The organism is Acinetobacter guerrae (genome assembly GCF_009372255.1).
Taxonomy (GTDB): Bacteria; Pseudomonadota; Gammaproteobacteria; order Pseudomonadales; family Moraxellaceae; genus Acinetobacter; species Acinetobacter guerrae.
In genome coordinates, this window is record NZ_LXGN01000059.1 from 1 (window position 1) to 21,024 (window position 21,024).

A 21,024-nucleotide genomic window follows, 5' to 3' on the forward strand; every position below is an offset into this window, starting at 1 on the left:
ACGGTAAAAGGTGATATAGGTGAAACAGTATGTTTTTATTGTTTTAATCGGATTATTGAATAACTATTTGCTGTAAACTTCACATTTTGCTCATTCACACTTAGTTAAAGCCGCTTTGTTATATAAATGACATCTCGAGATGAGATAAGATGATGAGGAACCTTAAGCTTAAGGAGTATTGACATGAAGCTACAAGCAGGAATTTATCAACATTATAAAGGAAATCTTTATCAGGTTTTTCACGTGGCTAGACATAGTGAAACAGAAGAAGAACTAGTGGTTTATCAATGCTTATATGGTGATTATTCGATCTGGGTAAGACCATTGACTATGTTTATTGAAACAGTTGAGCTCGAAGGAAATCCAGTGCCTCGTTTTAATTTTCTACATCAAGTGTAAAACAAATAGCCCTCAAAAAACTCTAAAATAGGTGAGTGAATGCCAAATCGTGAATTTTTATTGCGCTTGTCTGCATTATATGATGAATTTCAACAACATGATGCCAAACAATGTGATCGCATACAGCGGTTTCGAAATATAGAACCTGATTCAGCAAAATTTCTTTCCATGCTTATTCGTACTCAACAATCTCAGTCTATCTTGGAAATAGGAACGTCCACAGGGTATTCAACTTTGTGGTTAGCTGAGGCGGCGCAGGCCACTGGCGCTCAAATCATTACCCTTGAAATAGAGGAAAAACGAAGTCTACAAGCACAGAGTTATGCAGCAGAATTGAATTTAGAGAGTTCCATTGAATTTTGGACGGGAGATGCTGCTGAATATTTAAAACAGGCCACTCAAACATTTGATTTTATTTTACTCGATGCAGAGCGTAGTTATTATCCTACGTATTGGGATGATCTAAAGCGTTTAATTCGTAAAAATGGAGGTGTTTTGATTGTCGATAATGTGATTTCTCATGCTGCTGAAGTCAAAGAGTTTTTAAATATGATTAAACAGGATATGGATTTTATGACCACTACGATTGCATTTGGTGCAGGTCTATTTATGGTGGTAGCAAAATAGAGCATAAAATTTGAATATAAGGTAAGGCAATTTAGACAAACAAAAAAGATTTTGCCTTACCTAATAGGGTGATTTGTAAGTCTTGTAGACATTATTGTTTTGATTTAAAAGATCGACATTCGACTAAAATGTAAATCAAATTCTAAGTATTTCTGCACAAAAGCAGTTTTATCTTGAGAGCGCAATAAATTGTCGTAAACAAATTCGGGAACAGGGTGGTAAAGTTCACCTTTGCCATTATTATAAAAAATTTTTAAGTATCTAGATGCAGCATTATATTTCCAAGAGGTTACGGCAACCAATTTTTCCATATATTCTCCCTTTGGGCATGAATAAAGATAAAAATATGCTGTTCAATTGAACAGTAATGTAATTCATCCTGCGCCGATATATGAAAATTGTAAATGTTTAAATGATGATAAATTAATCACTTAAAATGAAAGAACCACCCGAAAGGGTGGTTCTTAAGTTGCCTAAAATCTAAAAATTAGATTTTACCAACTAGATCGATTGAAGGAGCAAGTGTTGCATCACCTTCTTTCCATTTTGCAGGGCAAACTTCACCTGGATGAGAATGAACGTACTGAGCTGCTTTCACTTTACGAAGAAGTTCTTGTGCGTCACGACCAATACCGCCAGCGTTGATTTCAACGATCTGGATTTTACCTTCTGGATCGATCACGAAAGTACCACGGTCAGCAAGACCAGCAGACTCAATCAGAACGTCAAAGTTTTTAGCAAGTGCCCAAGTTGGGTCGCCAACCATAACGTATTGGATTTTTTTGATTTCTTCAGAAGAATCGTGCCAAGCTTTATGCGTGAAATGAGTATCAGTTGAAACTGAGTAGATTTCTACGCCTAATTTTTGGAATTCAGCATAGTTATCTGCAAGGTCACCAAGTTCAGTTGGGCAAACAAAAGTAAAGTCAGCTGGGTAGAAGAATACAACAGACCATTTACCTTTGAAATTTGCTTCAGATACATCAACGAATTGACCGTTGTGATAAGCAGTTGCTGTGAATGGTTTAACTTCTGTATTAATTAAGCTCATCATTTTCTCCATGATTGAGGTTTATATTCAAATTTAAAATTCTGATTTAGCATAAAGAATTTTATTTTATTGGGGAAATGGTATTTTTGCATGATTAAAATCGGAAAAACAAATAAAGATGCAAAAACAGCCATTCTTCCTCACTACGACATCGATCATTTCATCTCAATAATATGATCTAAAAATGACAATATCCAATTCATCTAATTTGCATATGAACATGCAGGCGATTCATTAAAAATTCAAGGGCAAAATGTAAAAAACAACAAGTCTATCGAAAATGAATGACTTTCGTTATGTTTTAATCCAACGTAAAATAGAACACTTATTTTGAAATAATTAGGAAATTTTATCTGTGCAGAGTGGTTTAGATGTAAATCAATGGGTTATGGTGCGTGATCGACATCGTTTAAATCGACTCGGTAAAGGTAAAGAAAAAAATTTAGAGCAATATCAACAATTATTTGAAAAATCCAATGCTCAGGTTAAAGCTCGAATTGCGCGTTTTCCAAAAATAAAACTGAATCAGGATTTACCTGTCAGCCAATACGCCGATCGTTTGATTGAAGCCATTCAACAGCATCAAGTGATTATTGTGGCAGGTGAAACAGGTTCAGGTAAAACCACTCAATTGCCACAAATTGCCATGTTGGCTGGGCGTGGTGCTACAGGCATGATCGGTCATACGCAGCCGCGTCGATTAGCTGCGCGGAGTGTTTCACAGCGGATTGCAGAAGAAGTTGGTGAAAAGCTTGGCGAGTCGATCGGCTTTAAAGTGCGCTTTAATGAACAAGGATCTAACGATTCAATTGTTCGCTTAATGACCGATGGTATTTTATTGGCAGAACTTGGTCACGACCGTTATTTAAATAAATATGACACGATCATAATCGATGAAGCCCACGAACGTTCGCTTAATATCGATTTTATCATGGGGTATCTCAAACAAATTTTAAAAAAACGTCCAGATCTAAAAGTGATCGTGACTTCGGCAACTTTGGATGTAAATCGGTTTAGTCGATATTTTAATGATGCCCCAATTTTTGAAGTCGAAGGGCGCAGCTTTCCTGTTGAAGTACGTTATCGTCCTATTTCTGAACTCAGCATTGGGGGAAGTGATGATGACGAATTTGATGATTTTGAAGAAAATTTGCCGCGTGCTGTGGTGCAGGCCGTGGAAGAATGTTTCGCTGATGCAGAAGAAAAAGGGCATCCAGAGCATGCCGATATTTTGATTTTTTCCAGTACCGAACAGGAAATTCGTGAATTACAGGAAACTTTGCAAAAGCATGGCCCACGTCATACCGAAATTTTACCTTTGTATGCACGTTTAGGTTTGGGTGAACAACAGAAAATTTTTAGTCCGAGTGGCAAAGGTCGGCGCATTATTATTGCGACGAACGTGGCTGAAACGGCGTTGACTGTGCCAAATATCCGCTATGTGATTGATAGTGGCTTCGCTCGAATTTCACGTTATAGCTATCGTTCACGTGTACAACGCTTACCCATCGAAGCGATTTCCCAAGCAGCAGCGAATCAGCGTAAAGGTCGATGCGGTCGTATTGCGCCTGGTGTTTGTATTCGTTTATATAGCGAAGAAGACTTTTTAAGTCGTCCTGAGTTTACCGAACCTGAAATTAAACGCACCAATCTGGCATCAGTGATTTTGCAAATGCAGAGTCTGGGGCTTGGCAATGTCGAAGATTTCGATTTTATTGAGCCGCCAGATCATCGTCTGGTCAATGATGGTCGTAAACTTCTGGTTGAATTGGGTGCAATGAATGAGCGCAAAAATGATTTGACCAAAGTTGGACAAATGATGTCGCGGATGCCAATTGATCCACGCTTGGCACGGATGATTGTGGGCGGTTCACATTTCGGTGTACTCAATGAAATTTTAGTGGTGGTGAGTGCTCTGGCAGTACAGGATCCACGTGAACGTCCAGCCGATAAGCAAATGCAGGCCGATCAAAAACATGCTTTGTTCCGCGAAGCAGATTCCGATTTTTTATTCTATTTAAAACTTTGGGATACGCTACAAAATAATCCTGACATGGCAACCGAAAATAAACGCCGCCAGTTTGCTCGACAGCATTTTTTTAGTTGGTTACGGTTACGTGAATGGAAACAAACCCATGCACAACTGGTAGATTTGGCGCAAAGTATCAAGTTGTCTTTCAACGACAAGCAATCTAGTTATGAAAACTTGCATCGTGCGTTATTGACTGGGTTGTTGTCCTTTGTTGCCAACAAAACGGATGAGCGTAATATTTACATGGCAGTGCGTCAGCAAAAAGCGAAAGTTTTTCCTGCCAGTACTTTGCATAAGTCTAATACTCCGTGGGTGATGGCCTTTGAAATGGTCGAAACTTCTCAGGTTTATTTGCGTACATTAGCCAAGATAGATCCAGAATGGATTCTACTCGCTGCGCGTGATTTGCTGAAATATCACTATTTTGAGCCACATTGGTCAAAAAAAGCGGGTATTGTGCAGGCATATGCCCAGATTTCTTTGTTTGGTTTAATTATAGAACCGAAACGCTTGGTTAATTTTGAAAAAGTCGATCATGCCGCGGCACGTGAAATTTTCTTGCGCGATGGATTAACTACGGGCAACTTAGGCATTGTGCCGCCATTTCTAAAGCATAATCTACTGAAACTTGAAGAAGTAGAGCGGGTTGAAGATAAGTTGCGTCGTCGTGATTTAGTGGTCGATGAAGAAACCATTTATCAATTTTATGCCGAGCGTGTACCTGCTGATATTGCAAGTCGGAGTAGTTTTGAAGATTGGCGTGCAACCATTGAGCCGAAAAAGCCGCGTTATTTATTTGTTGAAGATGATGCACTGTGGCAAAGTGACCGACCAACCACCCAGCAATTCCCAGACTATTTACATAATGGAGATTTGCGTTTAGCAACGACATATCGTTTTGATCCAAGTCATGATCAGGATGGTGCGACTGTTAAAATTCCAATCCAAGCTTTGGCGCAAGTCGATGAAAATCTTTGGTCATGGGGTATTCCTGGTTGGCGACTAGATTTGATTGAAGCGCTACTGAAAGCTTTGCCAAAAGATAAACGCCGTCATCTGGTTCCAATCCCTGATACTGCCCGAAAGCTTATGCAAAGTGTTGATGCATCACATCTACACGAGCATATTTTTAAGTTTTTAGCGTTTGCCTTACGTGGTGAAGATATTGCCGAAAAAGATTTTTCTTTTGAAAGAATCGATCAATATCTGGTGCCGTTCATATTGGTCGTCGACGAAAAAGGTCGAGTCATTGAAAAAGGTCGTGATTTAGCCGAGTTAAAAGCACGTTGTCGTACCGAAACGCATCGACCTGTTAAACAAATGCAGGGTGAGTTTAAACATTTTCCTGAAAGTTTTGTTTTTGAAGCTTCGCAAAAAGTGACCGGTGTGGTGGTGAAGCAATATCAAGCCCTCGTTCCAGTCAAGGTGTTTTCTGAATTAGAACAAAAAGATGAATCTGGTGTAGTGATTCAGACTTTTAATGATCAGGCAGAGGCAATTCGACAGCATCGAGAAGGTGTTATACGTTTATTACATATGCAACTTGGTGATTTGATCAGGCAGTTAAAAAAACAGATTTCTAAGCCGTTGGCTTTAGCTTATTCTCCGCTGGGTGATAAAAGCAAACTAGAACAAATGTTGGTCTATGCGACACTACAACTAAGTATCGAACAGCTTCCAGTGAATGAAGCGGAGTTTCAGCAATTATTACAGCAGGTCAAGCAGAAATTTTTAACGTTTGGACAACAGGCACTTCAGGTAATTTCAGATATTTTTATTCAGTGGCAAAGCATACGCCGCCAGTTGATGATGCTGGATTCCGATATTTTTGGTCGTAGCATTGATGATATTGAAGATCAGCTAGATTTGATGCAACTCAGCGATTTTGTTTATACCTGTGGGTCAGATGTTTGGCTTGAATATCCACGTTATTTAAAAGCATTATTGATGCGTTTGGAGCGTTTACCAAACAATTTGCAGCGTGACGAAGCTGCAATTAATGAGATTGATCCATGGATGGATAAACTATTTAAGTTTAAAAATAGTCCAAAAATGAAAGATTTATATTTCCTGGTTGAGGAATTTAGAATTTCCTTATTTTCTCAACCAATGAAAACCAAGATGCCTGTTTCTCCCGCTCGGCTACAAAAACTATGGGAAAAACTAGGAATCGGTTAGAATATTCTGCATTCTTAACAAGGAGTTTTACATGGGCATCCGTATTACTGGAACTGGTCTTTATCACCCGACTGAAACCATCAGCAATGAAGAGCTGGTTGAAAGTCTTAATGCTTATGTGGAACGCTATAATAGTGAAAATGCAGATAAGATTGCATCGGGGGAATTACCTGAACGCCGTGGTTCTAGTGCGGAATTCATTGAAAAAGCTTCTGGTGTAAAAAGTCGTTATGTTGTAGAAAAATCAGGCGTTCTCGATCCTGCACGATTACGTCCACATTTGCGTGAACGCAGCGATGATGAAATTTCGTTGCAAGCTGAGTGGGGAGTTATTGCGGCTAAGCAAGCGATGCAAAATGCAGGAGTAGGTCCAGAAGATATCGATGTCGTGATTTTAGCTTGCTCTAATATACAACGTGCATATCCTGCGGTAGCCATTGAAATTCAGTCGGCTTTGGGTATTCAGGGTTATGCCTATGACATGAATGTAGCGTGTTCAGCAGCAACATTTGGTTTAAAACAGGCCTACGATGCCATTAAAAGTGGCGCACGTCGTGTGTTATTGGTTAATGTTGAAATTACCTCTGGTCATACTGATTATCGTTCCCGTGACTGTCATTTTATTTTTGGTGATGTAGCGACAGCTTCAATTATTGAAGAAACTGACAGCAAAGCAGGTTTTGAGATTCTCGACATTCATTTGTTTACGCAGTTTTCCAATAATATTCGTAACAATTTTGGCTTCCTGAACCGTAGTGAAGAAACCAATCGTGATGATAAACAATTTCGTCAGGATGGACGAAAAGTATTTAAAGATGTTTGTCCACTGGTTGCGAAAATCATTACGGGTCAATTGGAAAAAATGCAAATTCAGGCAGATGATGTTAAACGTTTTTGGTTGCATCAGGCCAATGCCAATATGAATCAACTGGTTGCGAAACTAGTTCTGGGTAAAGAAGCAGAAGCAGAGCGTACTCCAATCATTCTGGATGAGTTTGCCAATACTTCATCGGCAGGTGTAATTATTGCATTGCATCGTACAGGCGATCAGGTTGATGCTGGCGAATACGGTGTGATTTGTTCATTTGGCGCGGGTTACTCGGTTGGTTCAGTGATTGTACAAAAATACAAAGCTGCATAAGCCTAAACGTAAATACTTTTAAACTCTACTTCGGTAGAGTTTTTTATTTTAATGTGTTTGGATTTATGTAATAAGACATTGAAAATACCTGAGGAAAATTAGATATTGAAAGAATGATCCAAAGTACCTGAAATAAATTTTATTTCATGCTTTCAATCAGAATGTTGCTATAAAAACTCATAATTGCTCAACCCATTTTGCATATAACTGCATAATTTTAAAATAATTTAATGCAGCTATAATAAGTAAAGCAGGTGAAATGATGGATCGTGATAATCAAACTTCAGAAGAAAATCAGAGCTATGCGAGAATTGAACCCTATGATCAACCTGCTGGAGGTTGGGGGGCACTTTTGAGTGTTGCACGAAATTTAAAACGACAGGAAACTCTCAAAAAAGGCTCTATTTCTTTACTCAATATTAATCAGCCGACAGGTTTTGATTGTCCTGGATGTGCATGGCCCGAAAAAAAAGATGCTCATGCATTTAACTTTTGTGAAAATGGTGCAAAAGCGGTTGCATTTGAAGCAACCAATAAGCGTGTAACCCCAGAGTTTTTTGCAACGCATACAGTGAGTTGGTTATCGGAACAAAGTGATTTCTTTCTGGAAGATGCAGGACGAATTACCGATCCAATGCGTTACGACAGAACAGTAGATAAATACGTTCCTATTAGTTGGGATGACGCTTTCCAATTAATTGCCAAGCATTTGCAGACATTAGATGATCCTAATCAAGCAGCTTTTTATACTTCTGGACGTGCCAGTAACGAAGCTGCTTTTTTATATCAACTTTTTGTACGCAGTTATGGCACTAATAATTTCCCCGACTGTTCAAACATGTGCCATGAAACCACCAGTGTTGGATTAAAAGATTCGATTGGATTGGGTAAGGGCACAGTAACACTAGATGATTTTGATCAAGCCGATGCTGTGTTTAGTTTCGGGCATAATCCGGGCACCAACCATCCTCGAATGTTGGCGACATTGCGCGAGGTTTCAAAACGCGGCGGAACGATTATTGCGATTAATCCTTTAAAAGAGCGCGGATTGGAACGCTTTCAGGATCCGCAAGCACCTTTAGAAATGATTACCAATGGCAGCACACCGATAAGCCGTTATTATTTTCAGCCAAAAGTGGGCGGTGATTATGCCATTATGTTTGGTATGCTCAAACATTTGGCAGAGTGGGATCAACAAGCGACTGCCAAAGCACAGGAAAGTGTATTTGATCGTTCCTTTATTGAGATGAATACCATTGGTTTCAATGAAATGCTGACAGAAGTTCAAAATACTTCATGGTCAGAGATTCATCCGCATACAGGTCTTAGTCCTGAACATTTGGAAGCATTAGCAAAACTGTATCGTGAGTCTAAACGTGCCATTTTCTGCTGGGGCATGGGCATTACTCAGCACCGTCATGGTACAGCCAATGTACATATGTTAGCCAATCTGATGTTGGCAAGAGGACATATTGGTCGTTCTGGTGCTGGATTAGCACCTATTCGTGGTCATAGTAATGTTCAGGGTGACCGAACGATGGGAATCAACGAACGACCAAGCCCTAAAATGTTAGACAATATTGATCGGGTTTTTGGGATTCAATCTCCCCGTGAAAATGGAATGGGCGTGGTTGAAACCATTAAAGCAATGGCAGAAGGGCGAGTTAAAGTTTTTATTGGTTTAGGTGGGAATTTTGCTGTCGCGACACCCGATACCAATTATACCCAGCAAGCCTTACGCAACTGTAAATTGACGGTGCATATCACCACTAAAATGAATCGAAGTCATTTGGTGTGTGGACAGGACGCATTGATGCTGCCATGTCTGGGGCGTACCGAAGTCGATATACAAGAACATGGTCCACAGTCGATTTCAGTGGAAGATTCTATGAGTAATGTACATTTATCAGCAGGACGGAATGATCCGATCTCGTCAGATTTACTGTCTGAGCCTGATATTATTGCCAGAATTGCACAAGCAACTTTGCCAAATAGTCAAATCAAATGGCGTTGGTATATCGAGAGTTATGATCGTATTCGTGATGCCATATCAGAAGTATTTGATGAATTTCATGATTTTAATCAGCGTGTTTATCAATCTGGTGGGTTTCATCTGGAGCATCCCGCCAATCAGCATGTCTGGAATACGCCAAGTGGCAAGGCACAATTTTTAATTACCCCGATTTCTGAAGTCTATGCAGACCAAGAACATCGTTATACAGATGCTTATACGCAAGCCAAAGTTTATACCTTAATGACCACCCGTTCTCACGACCAATACAATACCACTTTATATGGTCTGGATGATCGCTATCGAGGTGTATATGGTCAGCGCCGTGTCTTATTTATGAATGAACTGGATATTCAGGCAGCAGGATTTCAAGCTGATCAATGGGTGGACATCGAAAGTATTTATTCAGATGGTGTAAAACGGATTGTACATAGTTTTCGTATTGTGCCTTATAACATTCCGCGGGGCAGTCTGGCGGCCTATTATCCCGAAACAAATCCATTAGTCGCGCTAAGTAGCCATGATAAATATGCCAAGATTCCTGCTTCCAAAAGTGTTCCGGTGATTTTACATACGGGACATGCCCCTGAGCATTTTAATCTGGCGGCAGAAGTTGATCCTGAAAAAGCAGATCAAATTATTTCTACAGCACCATTAAGTTAATTTTTGGCTGGGTGAGTGATAGCGCATTAAATGCATTGTTTTCAGATAAGGAAAAAATAATGGATGATACTTTGCAGTTGCCATTAGGTTATGAACCTCTGATCGTTCAGCGTTATAGTCATGGAAGTGTTCAGGAGCAGTTAGACGACGTCGTGCAAGAAACCCCTGTAGCACTGGTTTACAATGGAATTTCACATGCAGTCATGATGGCAACGCCAACAGAACTAGAGTTTTTTGCACGGGGTTTTAGTCTATCTGAAGGAATTATTGAACATCTGGGTGAACTTTATGCACTTGATATTGTAGAAACTGAACAGGGTATCCAAGCTGAAATGACAATTTCATCCCGTGCTTTTTCAGCCTTGAAGTTGCATCGCCGTGCCATGACAGGACGTACAGGTTGTGGGCTTTGTGGCATAGAAAGTTTGCAGCAATTACATCAGGATTTAACGCCAGTCAGCACTGAATTTTTATCCGAATGGTTAAATGACATTCCAAATGCAGTTCTGCAGTTAGGCTCACAACAAAAAATCACGGCGCTGACTGGTGGGGCACACGCTGCGGCATGGGTAGCGAACGGAGAAATTACTGTTTTGTTTGAAGATGTGGGGCGGCACAATGCATTGGATAAATTGCTTGGTTACATTGCTCAGCATCGGTTGGATGTAACAAATGGCTTTGTACTAATGACTAGCCGAGCGAGTTATGAATTAATACGAAAATGTACGCGACTTAACATTGCATTATTGGCCTGTATCTCCGCACCAACCAGTTTGGCTATTGAGATGGCTAAAAAATCTGGCTTAGCTTTAGCTGGATTTTGTCGAGGGAAGGGATTCGTGTTGTATAACACATAAATAAAACTTAGCGATACTGTAAATTTTTGGCTTTGGCATCAAATCTATGCTGTTAACCTGCTTGTTCAGGATCAAGCCGTAAAGCTTCATTTGGGCAAATCGATTCGATAATACTTTGTACGACGAGCGGATGTTGTAAATAACCAATAATCTCATGTGGTTTATGTGCAAAAGTTGAAATCCCTTGATTAATAATAGAGGGTTGAAAGTTGAAAAAACTATGATCCAGTGGGAACGTCGTTAAATAGTCCTCATGTGAGTAAAAATTATGCCAATCGCCTTGTAAGGCTTCGAGTTGTTCGGTCGGACGGTTCAGTCTGGATTGCACCACTCGAAATGCAAGTGGAGAGGCAAGCGTAATAAAACGACGGATTTTTATTTTTTTTGAAAGTTGTTGCAACAGATTGTACGCGATAACCGTGCCTAGCGAGTGGGAAACAATAATGTATTCTTCATCTTCGTCAAAAGATTGAATTACACGCTCGTGGACATTGTTCATAAAGTCTGGATTAGCTAAATAGAGATACACCTCAAGAATATAACGATGCAACATATTTTCATGTAATTTGGGAAACTTATTTAATAGCATCACAAACTCACGCAATACATGATCTTTGGCTAAATGCGAAAATAAATATAGACGCGAAGTCAAAGTAAGTTCCTCGTGGTGTTTTGCCAATAAAGGAATCAATCTTTGATCCTGATCAATTTGCTGTGGTTCAGAATGTTGTAAATAGGGTAAATGCCAGTCTTGCCATGCTTGAGGCATAAATGCATCTAAAGGTGTTTCTAGTTGAGCCAATGTATGTTGATGAATTAAATCACCATAGTAGGGAAAGGCAAGATTTAAGTTGTGAAGCGGAATATGGACATCAAGATGAGTTAAACCAAGTTGAAAAATATTTAACCAATGATCCTGTAAGCTTTGAGCATCAAAGCCTTGTTGTTGCGCACCGTGTATAAAAATCAGTTTCATTATAATGCTATCAATTATTCTTATGCTTGATTTGACTGTAACATTGAGATGTCTTACCTGACCAGTACTCGGAACAAAAAAAGTGTAGCGTTTTGCTACACTTTTGCTAAAGAAATGAAGTAATTAGAGCTTATTACTTAGAATTGCGATAAAATATAAAGTGGCTGATATAGCAAATCGCAATAAAAATAAGACAGCAAATAAAACCTGTCAGCATTTCAGGATCTGCCGCCATGCTTAAACAGGTAATCAGACAGAAGAAAAATCCTAAGATAGGTACAATAGGAAATAAAGGTGCTGCAAATTTTAAATCCTGAATAGTATGACCTGTTTTGTACCACTGCCGTCTGAAATTAAATTGGCTTAAACAAATACTCATCCAGACTACCACCATCGTAAATGCAGCAACACCCAATAGATTTTTAAAAATGGTTTCAGGTGCAAATTGTTCAGATAATAGGCCAGGAATCGCACCAAACATGGTAACAATCAACGCAACAATAGGCGTGCCACTTTGGGTAAGTTTAGAAAAAATACGTGGTAAATGTTGCTGCGAAGAAAGAGACCACATCATCCGTGAAGCAGCATATAAACCTGAATTTGCGGCTGAGAGTAGTGCCGTAATAATTACAAAGCGAATAATATCGTCTGCGTAGGGGATTCCAATATAGTTAAACACAGTAACAAATGGACTATTACTCACACTATGACCGCCTAAACCAGCCTGTTCAAAGGGCAATAATGCGCTAATGACGATAATCGTACCCACAAAGAAAATTAATAAACGCCAGATCGCTGCATTGATCGCCTTTGGAACATTGTCAGCAGGATCTTTGGTTTCTCCTGCTGCAACGCCAATCAGTTCAGTACCCGAAAAAGCAAAATTGACAATCAGCATAGTGGCAAAAATGGGCATGAGTCCCTGAGGAAACCAACCTTGCGCAGTCAAATTACTAAATAAAGGGGCTGTTTCGTAACCTTGAAAAGAAATTAAGCCAACAATGGCCAATAAGCCCAATATAATAAAACTGATAACGGTAATAACTTTAACCAGAGAAAGCCAGAATTCAGATTCGGCAAAAATTTTAGTTGAGCTTAAATTCAGGGTGAAAATGGTGATTGCAAAAATAAGTGTCCAGATCCACATTGAAATATGAGGAAACCATTCCTGCATGAGCAAGGCAGCCGCAGTGAATTCAGTTCCTAAAGTCGCTGTCCATGTCAGCCAATATAACCATGACACTACATAACCTGTACTTGGGCCAATATACTTGGCAGCATATGCCCCAAAAGAACCAGAAACAGGCATGTGTACTGCTAATTCACCCAAACATAGCATAACCATGTAGGCAATCAGCCCACCTAAAATATAGGCAAGGATTGCGCCAACTGGGCCTGTTTGTGAAATGACTTCACCTGAGCCTAAAAAAAGACCTGTACCAATTGCGCCGCCTAAAGAAAGCATGACCAAATGGCGCGTACTCATTGCTCGTTTTAAAGGAGCGGAATGATTGGATGAGGAGGTTATATTTGAAGATTCAGATGGTTGCATACACAACGTCACGTTCAAAATGGAGAAGCGCGCTATTGTAGAGAAAAATTTGAAATGTGCAATCTTGAGGCAGACAAACAATAGCCAACAAGTACAATAAAAAAGGATTTTATAAAATGGCGTCCCTACGGGGATTCGAACCCCGGTTACCGCCGTGAAAGGGCGATGTCCCAAATGTCATATTTCACTATGATAATATTTGTAAAGTTTTGTAAATTTATTGAAGTATTGGTAGTTTTTTCAACACATCGTGTAAATGTTCAGGCGCTAGATGCGCGTAACGTTGTGTAATTCGGATGTCAGAATGACCCAACAATGTTGAAACATGATAGAGAGGGACACCATTCTTAACGAGAAAACTAGCAAATGTATGCCTTAAATCATGAATCCTTACATAGCCTAGATTTGCTCTTTTTACCGCTAATTCAAATCCACGTCGAAAGCTTCTAATATTTTTATCTGTTTTAGGATTATAAAAAACATAATGTTTATGTGAACGTAACCTTAGTAATGCAGCAATACAAACAGTGTTTAAAGGCTTATAAACGGTTTTTTTATTCTTTGATAATGAATTTCGAATAATTAAATATCTATGTTCTAGTGACACATTTGACCAAGTTAGTGTAGTTAATTCAGAAGCTCGACAACCTGTATTCAAAGCCAATGTTATAAAGTCATAAAGCATAACATTATCCCTTGTTGCAGTTAATAACATACGACATTCAACAGATGTTAAAAAACGAGGAATGAAATCTGCTTCAAAAAGTTTAAATCTATTAAATGGATTTTTAAAATTAGCAGTCTGATTATATTTAAGATAGTAATTAAAAGCCGACCTAATTAAATTTAACTCCCTATTAATTGTAGTGTTTTTAACACCTTGTAATTTTCTAAAAGTACAATAGTCTGTTATATGATTAATCGTAATTTCGTCATGATCATAAAACCACTCCAAGTGTTTTAATTTTTCTAAATATGTATGCTTTGAATTATAAAGACCGTTTTTACAGTAAAAGTTAACTATTTCTTGTATATCCATGATTCACCAATATGTAATATTTTGCCAATCGTGTTTTTTGAGTGAATTTACAATATACATAAATATCAATAATTTAATAATTTGTTCCTGGCAAAATTTTCAACCAGGATAAGATCTGAAGTTGGTAGATAATGCAAGTCAGTTCGCGCCCTGCGGGACGCTCTAAAACTCCCGCTTAGAGTTGAGCGGGAGCTTGTAATCAGGGAAATGGTTTCAAAATTCGATAGGGTCAGTTCACTCGTAGACACTCGTTCTATGATTTATGAGCATCTTCATATTCGTAATGGGTTGCAAACAAAGCCAATAAGATAAAGAATCCCATAAAAACAGTTATTACCGCTATACCACGAGATACATAAATTGAGTCAATAAAATAATCAATGTAGTCAACATAAGTCAAAAAGCAGTTAAATAAAAATATACATAAATACTTTAAGAAAAACAGGGCAATAGGAAGTAGTGCTAGAAATATAAATGTATAGGCAAGATATTTTAAAAATGCTTTCATAGCGCATTTGCTCCAGTAATTTTCTTTTGTAAGTCAGATTGAACGTAATTATTTGCTTGTTGTTGATCATGCAAATATGAAAGATATAGCTCATATTCTTGAGCAGTCATTTTGGCATTATCTTTCGTAGTATTTTGTTGACTATAAAGCGAACTACTTGGCGAATTACTGTTTTGATTAGATAGTCCATTTTGTTGTCCTTGTTGAGCAAAATAATTGAAAGGGCGATCACCAGACATGATTTTTTTGCAATCAGATTGTGATACTTGTAGACGCGTTCCTTGTTGTGTATATCCAGTAAAAGTGCCATCACGATTGGTCATACAACCAGACAAAACAGGCTTTGCAGTCACATCGTAATGAACAGAATTTTGAATTTGATCAGTATCAAACGGTTTATTCGGGTTATAAGAAACTACAGTTGTTTGACCAGATGAATTAGTGGCAGAAGCTTTATTTTTAGATAAGTCATTGAACCACTGAACACACTCAGGCTTTTCTACATTAACTGCCTTGCGACATTCCTGAGCAGCGTTAAATTGCTGATCAGTTTTTGTTTGTTTGGATGAGTTAGGCTGTGATTGATTTGCAGTTACAGGCTTTCCATTCAAACCATTAGACACTTGATCATAGATGACGTTGTCGCGTGTAACGAAATAGCCAAATAAACAAGCCATAACAATCACGAAAGCACCGATGAAATAGACAAATCTGGGAATACGTTTCTGAGATGTATCAATCGTGGTCGATTTATACAATGTAAAAATACGGTCAGCAGGCTTAAATGATGTCTTAGATTCACAGTTAATTTTATTAATTAATGCATTGGGATTATCACGTGCAGAGCCGTACTGATAAACTTTGCACGTCCAACCGAAAGGACGTGTCAAATGATAATGAGCCGTAAACAACTCTTTCATCACAGGATGCAAATATCGTGTTGCTTGGGTGATGATATAGAAGTCAAATCCACGATGACGATGTATCGTAAGATGCATAATCATTTCATCTTCAGACTTTTTATTTTTATATGGTTCTACAAGTTGTATTTCGTCAATAACAATAATTGAGCCGTCTGGGGCATCACGCCAATCGTAAATTAATGGACGTGAATACGGGATTTTACAAGCTTTGATATTTGTATAAATAGTGCGAACGGGCTGTAAAAACTGAAAATCCTGTTTTCCGTATTGATCATTAATGCGATCTACAATTTCATTATAAATCGTGGTTTTCTTAAAATAATCGTCAGGACGTAAATCTTCAAAGTCTTCATTTAAGAAATGAAAGTAATCATCTGAAAGCATATCAACTTGTGTTATGCGATCAGATCCAGAGCCTACTTCATAGATATGTAATAGAAATTCATCTTTGAATTTCTCAAATAATGGCTTGTTATGTTCAAAAATGATTTTGTTTTTGCGTACATTAATAAAGTTAGCTTTTTCAATAAGATCAAGTTTATTAACGACAAAAGCAGTTTTTTGAGAGCCTGGCGTACCAGTGACTAAATATAACATTTTTACTCCTACGCGCGGGCTTGGTCGGGCGTCGAAGCTCCTACTCCCGCGCCCGCGCTATGTCGTCATTTTTTCTTTAGTAGATGTAATGGGGAGGCTTGTTTATAGTGCTTTGCGACAATTGCACCCAAAACCAATGAAAAGTAAATATGCAGACCAGTGACACCGAGCATTTGTAAAAGCACAGCAGGCAATTGATTCACAGAATTATGAAAGTGATTAATCATCGTATTAATGATTGCTAATGCAATACCAGCAGTACCTAGAGTTACGCCCGCACCTTCTAATACATTTTTTAAGAAGCCTTTTTGTACGCTTGCAAGTAATGTCGATAAACTAGGCATCTTGACGTACTCCGGCGACTATATAGAGCGCATGTAATGAGCCAAGAGCAACAACAATCGGATATACAAAAGTCGATATAGCTTCACACCACATCGTAAAGTCGAATGAAAAATCTAGAGTTCCACCGTTCCATTGGAAAGTGAGAGGGATTTTTGCAGGGCATGCAGTAGAGAAGTTTATAGACGAATCAGGTTCAGTTTCTGTATTTTGATCAATATCTAATTCGTTATCAGATGGCTCATCTTTTTTTACCCAGTCAATAACATCACAAACAGCAGTTGCCCAAGAACAAAAAGCAGGCAATGAAAATGAATTTGCACCTGTTTCAGGATCAGGTTCATTTTCTTTAATTTTGTCATCTTCAGTACGAGGAGATGCATTTTCAAGCTGACGTTTAACTTCTTGAACAGTCGGAGAATTCGCATATTCCCAGTCATTTAAGGGTTTCCAAAGATTTGTTTGAACTTCTGGTTTGTATTTAGGTTCAAGCTTTGCAGCCAGTTCAGGTTTTGAGTAATCGGGATGTGTATGATTCGCATATTCTGCAAGTTCTTCTTCAGTAAGAACTTCTTTGTCTGGTTTTATTTCTTGATCTTTTGTCGCTTTAACAGAAGCAAAATCGTTTCCCCAAGGACCAGAAAATTCATATTCTTTGACCCAATTGACTTTGTTTTGTTCTAGATCGCCAACCCACTTCACGAATTTAAAGTCAGTACCACGTATTCTTAATTGTTCTTTCGCTGCCTCAAGGGGACAACCATATGTATTCTGGCCACCTTGCCATTTAACTGAGAAATATTTTCCATCTTCGAAAATATTTCCAGAACATTGATTCGGAGATCCAGTATCAGATTGTTGTTTATATCGCCAGATACTTTGAGCTTGAGGATCAATAATCCAGTCAACTGCTTCAAGTAAAGCTTGTAATGCATCATATCCATTCAATGCCCAATTAGCACGACGTAAAAGTCTAGACATTCCAACAGCGCCCGCTTTAGCTTTATTTGCAGTAGTTTTTGGATCAATTTTAACTTCGTATTTTTTATCGTTAATAGCATCGCCATATTGATCAACTTTATACGCTTTAACTTCAATATTTAATGGTTTTTGAACAGGTTCATATTCCCACTTTTCAGCAGCACCCGCAAAAGCGTGATGAAATGGAACAATATAAATGCTGAACATCAATAATATTGTCAGATATGTTTTATAACGACCCATGTCACCACCATTATAGAAATCGGTAAAATCCAATAAAAAATTGAAGCTTCTGGCATACATCACTCCAAAATAAGTTAGCCCCCGAAGGGGCTAAGGTTTAGGCAGCGTTAGCACCTTTGTTAAGTTTTCGATAACCGATGATCATTGCTGTAAGTGTTGCAGCAGCAACCAAAATCGAAACAATGATTGTTCCCGCTGCACCTAACTGACCAGTAATTGCAGTACCTACAGCAGTCAAATCAGTAACCTCAGCGTGAGCTGAATTGGCAAGAATTAAACCCGTAGTTGCAGCAGTACCCGCAGCTAGACGACCACGAAATTTTTGAAACCAAGTTTTTTGATGAACTTGTTGAACCATTGGTGTTACGTTTGAATAAGCCATGACAATTTCTCCTATGTTGTTGTTTAGGCTAGTTTTGCAGCTTTCATAATGAAGCTGTAAGCGATCAAAAGACCGCATATCTTCGCAATCTCTTTTGAAATCGCGATAGAATCGGCTTGAGTAATTGCCAAACCACCGAAGATTTGAGCAATACTCAAAGGAACATAGTCCGTGCATGTTTTTACGTTATTTACAATTTCAATAGCGGAACAAACGTACACGTCCATTTTTTAAATTCCTAAGACAAAAGTTTTTGTATTTCAGCAAAAGACATTTGCTTATCAGAGATATCTATAGAACAAGTCATTCGATCCGAATAACCGTTAAGATCAAAATCAAAGTATTTAATACTCGTACCTTGAGCTGATTCATGTTTATAACGACCAATAGAGTGAATGAACGATTTACGTATTGCTTTTTCACCAATAAAGACAAGATCATCTACAGATGATTTAGAAAGCAATTCTTGAAAAACAACCGATTTAGAAGTAATTCGATTCAATCGTTCAGCATGTTGTTGTCGGTCATATTCTTTTTCACTAATACCAAACATAATCAGCCCTCACATTTAGACATGTGGAACGGCAAATATTGATAATGAAAATAGCTAAAGCATTTCAGGCATTCGGCTTGATTGTCACCGTTCATAAATACATATTTCATATTTGCCACTCCGAAATAGCCTAAGCAGATTTTTGAGCCTGATTGACTGTTGATTTTTGATCAGTAGGGGAGGACTTTGGAACTAAGTCTTTAATAATCGTGGTCATCGATTTACCATTTGAAACTTGTTCTAGTGTTGCTTCAGCAACAAGCGGGAACTCAAGATGCTTGATCTTGTCAAAATTGGCAGAAGTACCCCATTTCATTTGTTCACCAACTTCACCGACGAAATTATCGCCCTCTTGTAAGTCAGCTTTGAAGAAAACAGTAGTACTATCAAATGGACGTCCGTTGTATTCGCCCTTAGTTGATTTAGCACCCAAAACGATCATGTCTGTTTTAAATAGCATGGATAAATTCCTTATAAGATGATTGGTTCACAAGCGGTACACCGACAAATAATGAATAATCTTCATCATTGTTATTTGCTTGGATTGGTTGATCGAGACGTAATGCAGCCATAACAGCAGCATGTGAAAAATTAAGACGTTTTGGTACAACGTCCTTATCAGATGAAATGATGTTTAATAAATCTTCATCATTGATGAACTTGCGGAACTGACGGATATATTTACCGAATTGATGTTTAACGATTTCCAATGCTTTATCGACATTGATCGTTGCCTGTTTTTTTACAAGCTCACATTTTTCTGGTGCTACAAAATCATTCAACTTGTCACATAAAACTTCAAGGGCAGGGTATGAATCTTTAAAGTAAGCACTTGGCTTTAGAAGAATATCTAAAGGTAAATAACGGTCAGTCGATTTAAGCTCAAGCTCGGCACGTGTCCAAAGACTTAATGAATCGCCCTCTTTTTTGCCACGTTCATAAAAACGAAGAAATTTAGAACTTGAACGATTGCCGATAGTTAGAGTACGACCCTTGCCGTTAATACGCTTCCAGTCACCGAGTTTATTTATTTCTGAATTGCGACCACCGCACCAGAACATTTCTTGAGAATCCCATTGGTCAGCAAGATCGACAGACACCCATTCGCTTTCAAAATCATCAAATGCAATATCAACACGGTTTAATTTTGGTGTTTTGGCTTCTGTTTTGAGCCAATTATAAAGTTGTTCATTCCAACCCTTGCGAGCCAAAGCGCAACCAGTACCATTAATTTGAACCGTAATTCGTTTATTATTATGACCGTACAAGACAACCCCCAAATTGTCTTGCAGATCATAGCCGTACTTATTCCAGTGCATTCCCTTGTCACGTTTTTGAGTAATACCGAAACCGAAAATTTCAAATAATAATTGATCAAGCCATGTTTCTATTGCATCGCCGACAGCAGCATCGACTTGTTCTGGTTGAAGCTGAACGTATTTATCACCAAAAGTGCTTTGGCAAAAGCTAAAAGTCACCCAGTCAAGACCTACAATATTATTTTCAATAGGTGAACAGGTGAGAACTGGTACAACGCCTTGGGGAGTTGAAATTAACTTGCAGTTATCTAAATGACGTGGAAAAGCCCATGACTCAGATGTCTGTTGCGTATCCGCTACCCCTATATTATAAAAAGGGGTGCTTTCTGCCGTGTTTTGCGCAGTTTTGGCGAATTTTTGTACAAATATTTCTTGAATAGAAATTTCAGCAGGTTTGGATTTTTTCTCTTGTGGTTGATCAAATGCAGACAGTTTATTTTTTACAATGCCATCGAGCATGTTCTTTAAAATCTGACCATCAGAAAGAGCTACATCGCCAAAAGCTGTAGATGCATGGATTTCATCAAATATGAATTTTTGACGATCATAGATTTCTACAAGTGATAATGATGAATTATCAAATTCAAAAATGAGATTCATTAAATTGTTCATTTAATATCTCCCATTACTTCAGATGACTGAACTTCTTT

The 21,024-nt window shown here is 38.4% G+C and carries 20 protein-coding genes; 6 read left to right on the forward strand and 14 right to left on the reverse strand.

Annotation, left to right across the window (positions count from 1 at the left end; genetic code table 11):
• Window positions 1-183: 183 nt before the first annotated feature.
• Entirely contained in the window at window positions 184-399 is a 216-nt protein-coding gene (locus A7A69_RS15570) for a DUF1653 domain-containing protein (protein WP_120371010.1), read from the forward strand.
• A 39-nt stretch (window positions 400-438) separates the two neighbouring features.
• The gene (locus tag A7A69_RS15575; protein WP_152878551.1) at window positions 439-1,026 is read left to right on the forward strand and encodes an O-methyltransferase; all 588 of its coding nucleotides are present in this window, start codon (window positions 439-441) and stop codon (window positions 1,024-1,026) included.
• Window positions 1,027-1,130: 104 nt separating this feature from the next.
• On the opposite strand, the gene A7A69_RS15580 is transcribed toward A7A69_RS15575, so the two are convergent.
• Both A7A69_RS15580 and ahpC read right to left on the reverse strand, forming a co-directional pair.
• On the reverse strand, window positions 1,131-1,337 hold the full coding sequence (locus A7A69_RS15580; protein WP_120371012.1) for a KTSC domain-containing protein: 207 nt from the start codon (window positions 1,335-1,337) through the stop codon (window positions 1,131-1,133).
• A 176-nt stretch (window positions 1,338-1,513) separates the two neighbouring features.
• Window positions 1,514-2,077 carry an alkyl hydroperoxide reductase subunit C gene (gene ahpC, locus A7A69_RS15585; protein WP_120371013.1) on the reverse strand — a complete coding sequence of 188 codons (564 nt, stop codon included), beginning with the start codon at window positions 2,075-2,077 and terminating at the stop codon, window positions 1,514-1,516.
• A 388-nt stretch (window positions 2,078-2,465) separates the two neighbouring features.
• Here ahpC and hrpA point away from each other — a divergent pair, with 388 nt between their 5' ends.
• The 4 genes from hrpA (at window position 2,466) to fdhD (ending at window position 10,959) form a co-directional block, all read left to right on the forward strand.
• On the forward strand, window positions 2,466-6,287 hold the full coding sequence (hrpA, locus tag A7A69_RS15590; protein WP_152878594.1) for an ATP-dependent RNA helicase HrpA: 3,822 nt from the start codon (window positions 2,466-2,468) through the stop codon (window positions 6,285-6,287).
• 31 nt (window positions 6,288-6,318) lie between these two features.
• Window positions 6,319-7,428, forward strand: a complete 1,110-nt coding sequence (locus tag A7A69_RS15595; protein ID WP_151981373.1) for a beta-ketoacyl-ACP synthase III — start codon at window positions 6,319-6,321, stop codon at window positions 7,426-7,428.
• Between the two features lie 262 nt (window positions 7,429-7,690).
• Window positions 7,691-10,102, forward strand: a complete 2,412-nt coding sequence (locus tag A7A69_RS15600; protein WP_152878552.1) for an FdhF/YdeP family oxidoreductase — start codon at window positions 7,691-7,693, stop codon at window positions 10,100-10,102.
• A gap of 59 nt (window positions 10,103-10,161) precedes the next feature.
• On the forward strand, window positions 10,162-10,959 hold the full coding sequence (fdhD, locus tag A7A69_RS15605; RefSeq protein ID WP_152878553.1) for a formate dehydrogenase accessory sulfurtransferase FdhD: 798 nt from the start codon (window positions 10,162-10,164) through the stop codon (window positions 10,957-10,959).
• Window positions 10,960-11,011: 52 nt separating this feature from the next.
• On the opposite strand, the gene A7A69_RS15610 is transcribed toward fdhD, so the two are convergent.
• The 12 genes from A7A69_RS15610 to A7A69_RS15665 form a co-directional block, all read right to left on the reverse strand.
• Complete coding sequence (locus tag A7A69_RS15610) at window positions 11,012-11,935, reverse strand: lipase family protein (protein WP_120371018.1); 924 nt, start codon at window positions 11,933-11,935, stop codon at window positions 11,012-11,014.
• A 133-nt stretch (window positions 11,936-12,068) separates the two neighbouring features.
• Window positions 12,069-13,487: an amino acid permease gene (locus A7A69_RS15615; RefSeq protein ID WP_120371019.1), complete on the reverse strand. Its 1,419-nt coding sequence runs from the start codon at window positions 13,485-13,487 to the stop codon at window positions 12,069-12,071.
• 217 nt (window positions 13,488-13,704) lie between these two features.
• A complete protein-coding gene (locus A7A69_RS15620; protein ID WP_152878554.1) occupies window positions 13,705-14,526 on the reverse strand; it encodes a tyrosine-type recombinase/integrase in 822 nt (273 codons plus the stop codon).
• 253 nt (window positions 14,527-14,779) lie between these two features.
• A complete protein-coding gene (locus A7A69_RS15625; protein WP_152878555.1) occupies window positions 14,780-15,034 on the reverse strand; it encodes a hypothetical protein in 255 nt (84 codons plus the stop codon).
• Entirely contained in the window at window positions 15,031-16,554 is a 1,524-nt protein-coding gene (locus tag A7A69_RS15630) for a zonular occludens toxin domain-containing protein (protein ID WP_152878556.1), read from the reverse strand. Before A7A69_RS15630 ends, A7A69_RS15625 begins: the two co-directional genes overlap by 4 nt.
• 65 nt (window positions 16,555-16,619) lie before the next feature.
• Window positions 16,620-16,898 (reverse strand): DUF2523 family protein, encoded by a 279-nt coding sequence (locus A7A69_RS15635; RefSeq protein ID WP_152878557.1) that lies wholly within the window; start codon window positions 16,896-16,898, stop codon window positions 16,620-16,622.
• Window positions 16,891-18,120, reverse strand: a complete 1,230-nt coding sequence (locus tag A7A69_RS15640; RefSeq protein ID WP_152878558.1) for a virulence factor TspB C-terminal domain-related protein — start codon at window positions 18,118-18,120, stop codon at window positions 16,891-16,893. Before A7A69_RS15640 ends, A7A69_RS15635 begins: the two co-directional genes overlap by 8 nt.
• 97 nt (window positions 18,121-18,217) lie before the next feature.
• Window positions 18,218-18,502, reverse strand: coding sequence for a hypothetical protein (locus A7A69_RS15645; protein ID WP_152878559.1), 285 nt, complete (start codon window positions 18,500-18,502; stop codon window positions 18,218-18,220).
• A 23-nt stretch (window positions 18,503-18,525) separates the two neighbouring features.
• Window positions 18,526-18,729: a hypothetical protein gene (locus tag A7A69_RS15650; RefSeq protein WP_151788550.1), complete on the reverse strand. Its 204-nt coding sequence runs from the start codon at window positions 18,727-18,729 to the stop codon at window positions 18,526-18,528.
• Window positions 18,730-18,740: 11 nt separating this feature from the next.
• Window positions 18,741-19,055, reverse strand: a complete 315-nt coding sequence (locus A7A69_RS15655) for a hypothetical protein (RefSeq protein WP_152878560.1) — start codon at window positions 19,053-19,055, stop codon at window positions 18,741-18,743.
• 130 nt (window positions 19,056-19,185) lie between these two features.
• Complete coding sequence (locus tag A7A69_RS15660; RefSeq protein WP_152878561.1) at window positions 19,186-19,515, reverse strand: hypothetical protein; 330 nt, start codon at window positions 19,513-19,515, stop codon at window positions 19,186-19,188.
• Complete coding sequence (locus A7A69_RS15665) at window positions 19,505-20,986, reverse strand: replication initiation factor domain-containing protein (RefSeq protein ID WP_152878562.1); 1,482 nt, start codon at window positions 20,984-20,986, stop codon at window positions 19,505-19,507. Before A7A69_RS15665 ends, A7A69_RS15660 begins: the two co-directional genes overlap by 11 nt.
• Window positions 20,987-21,024 lie beyond the last annotated feature (38 nt).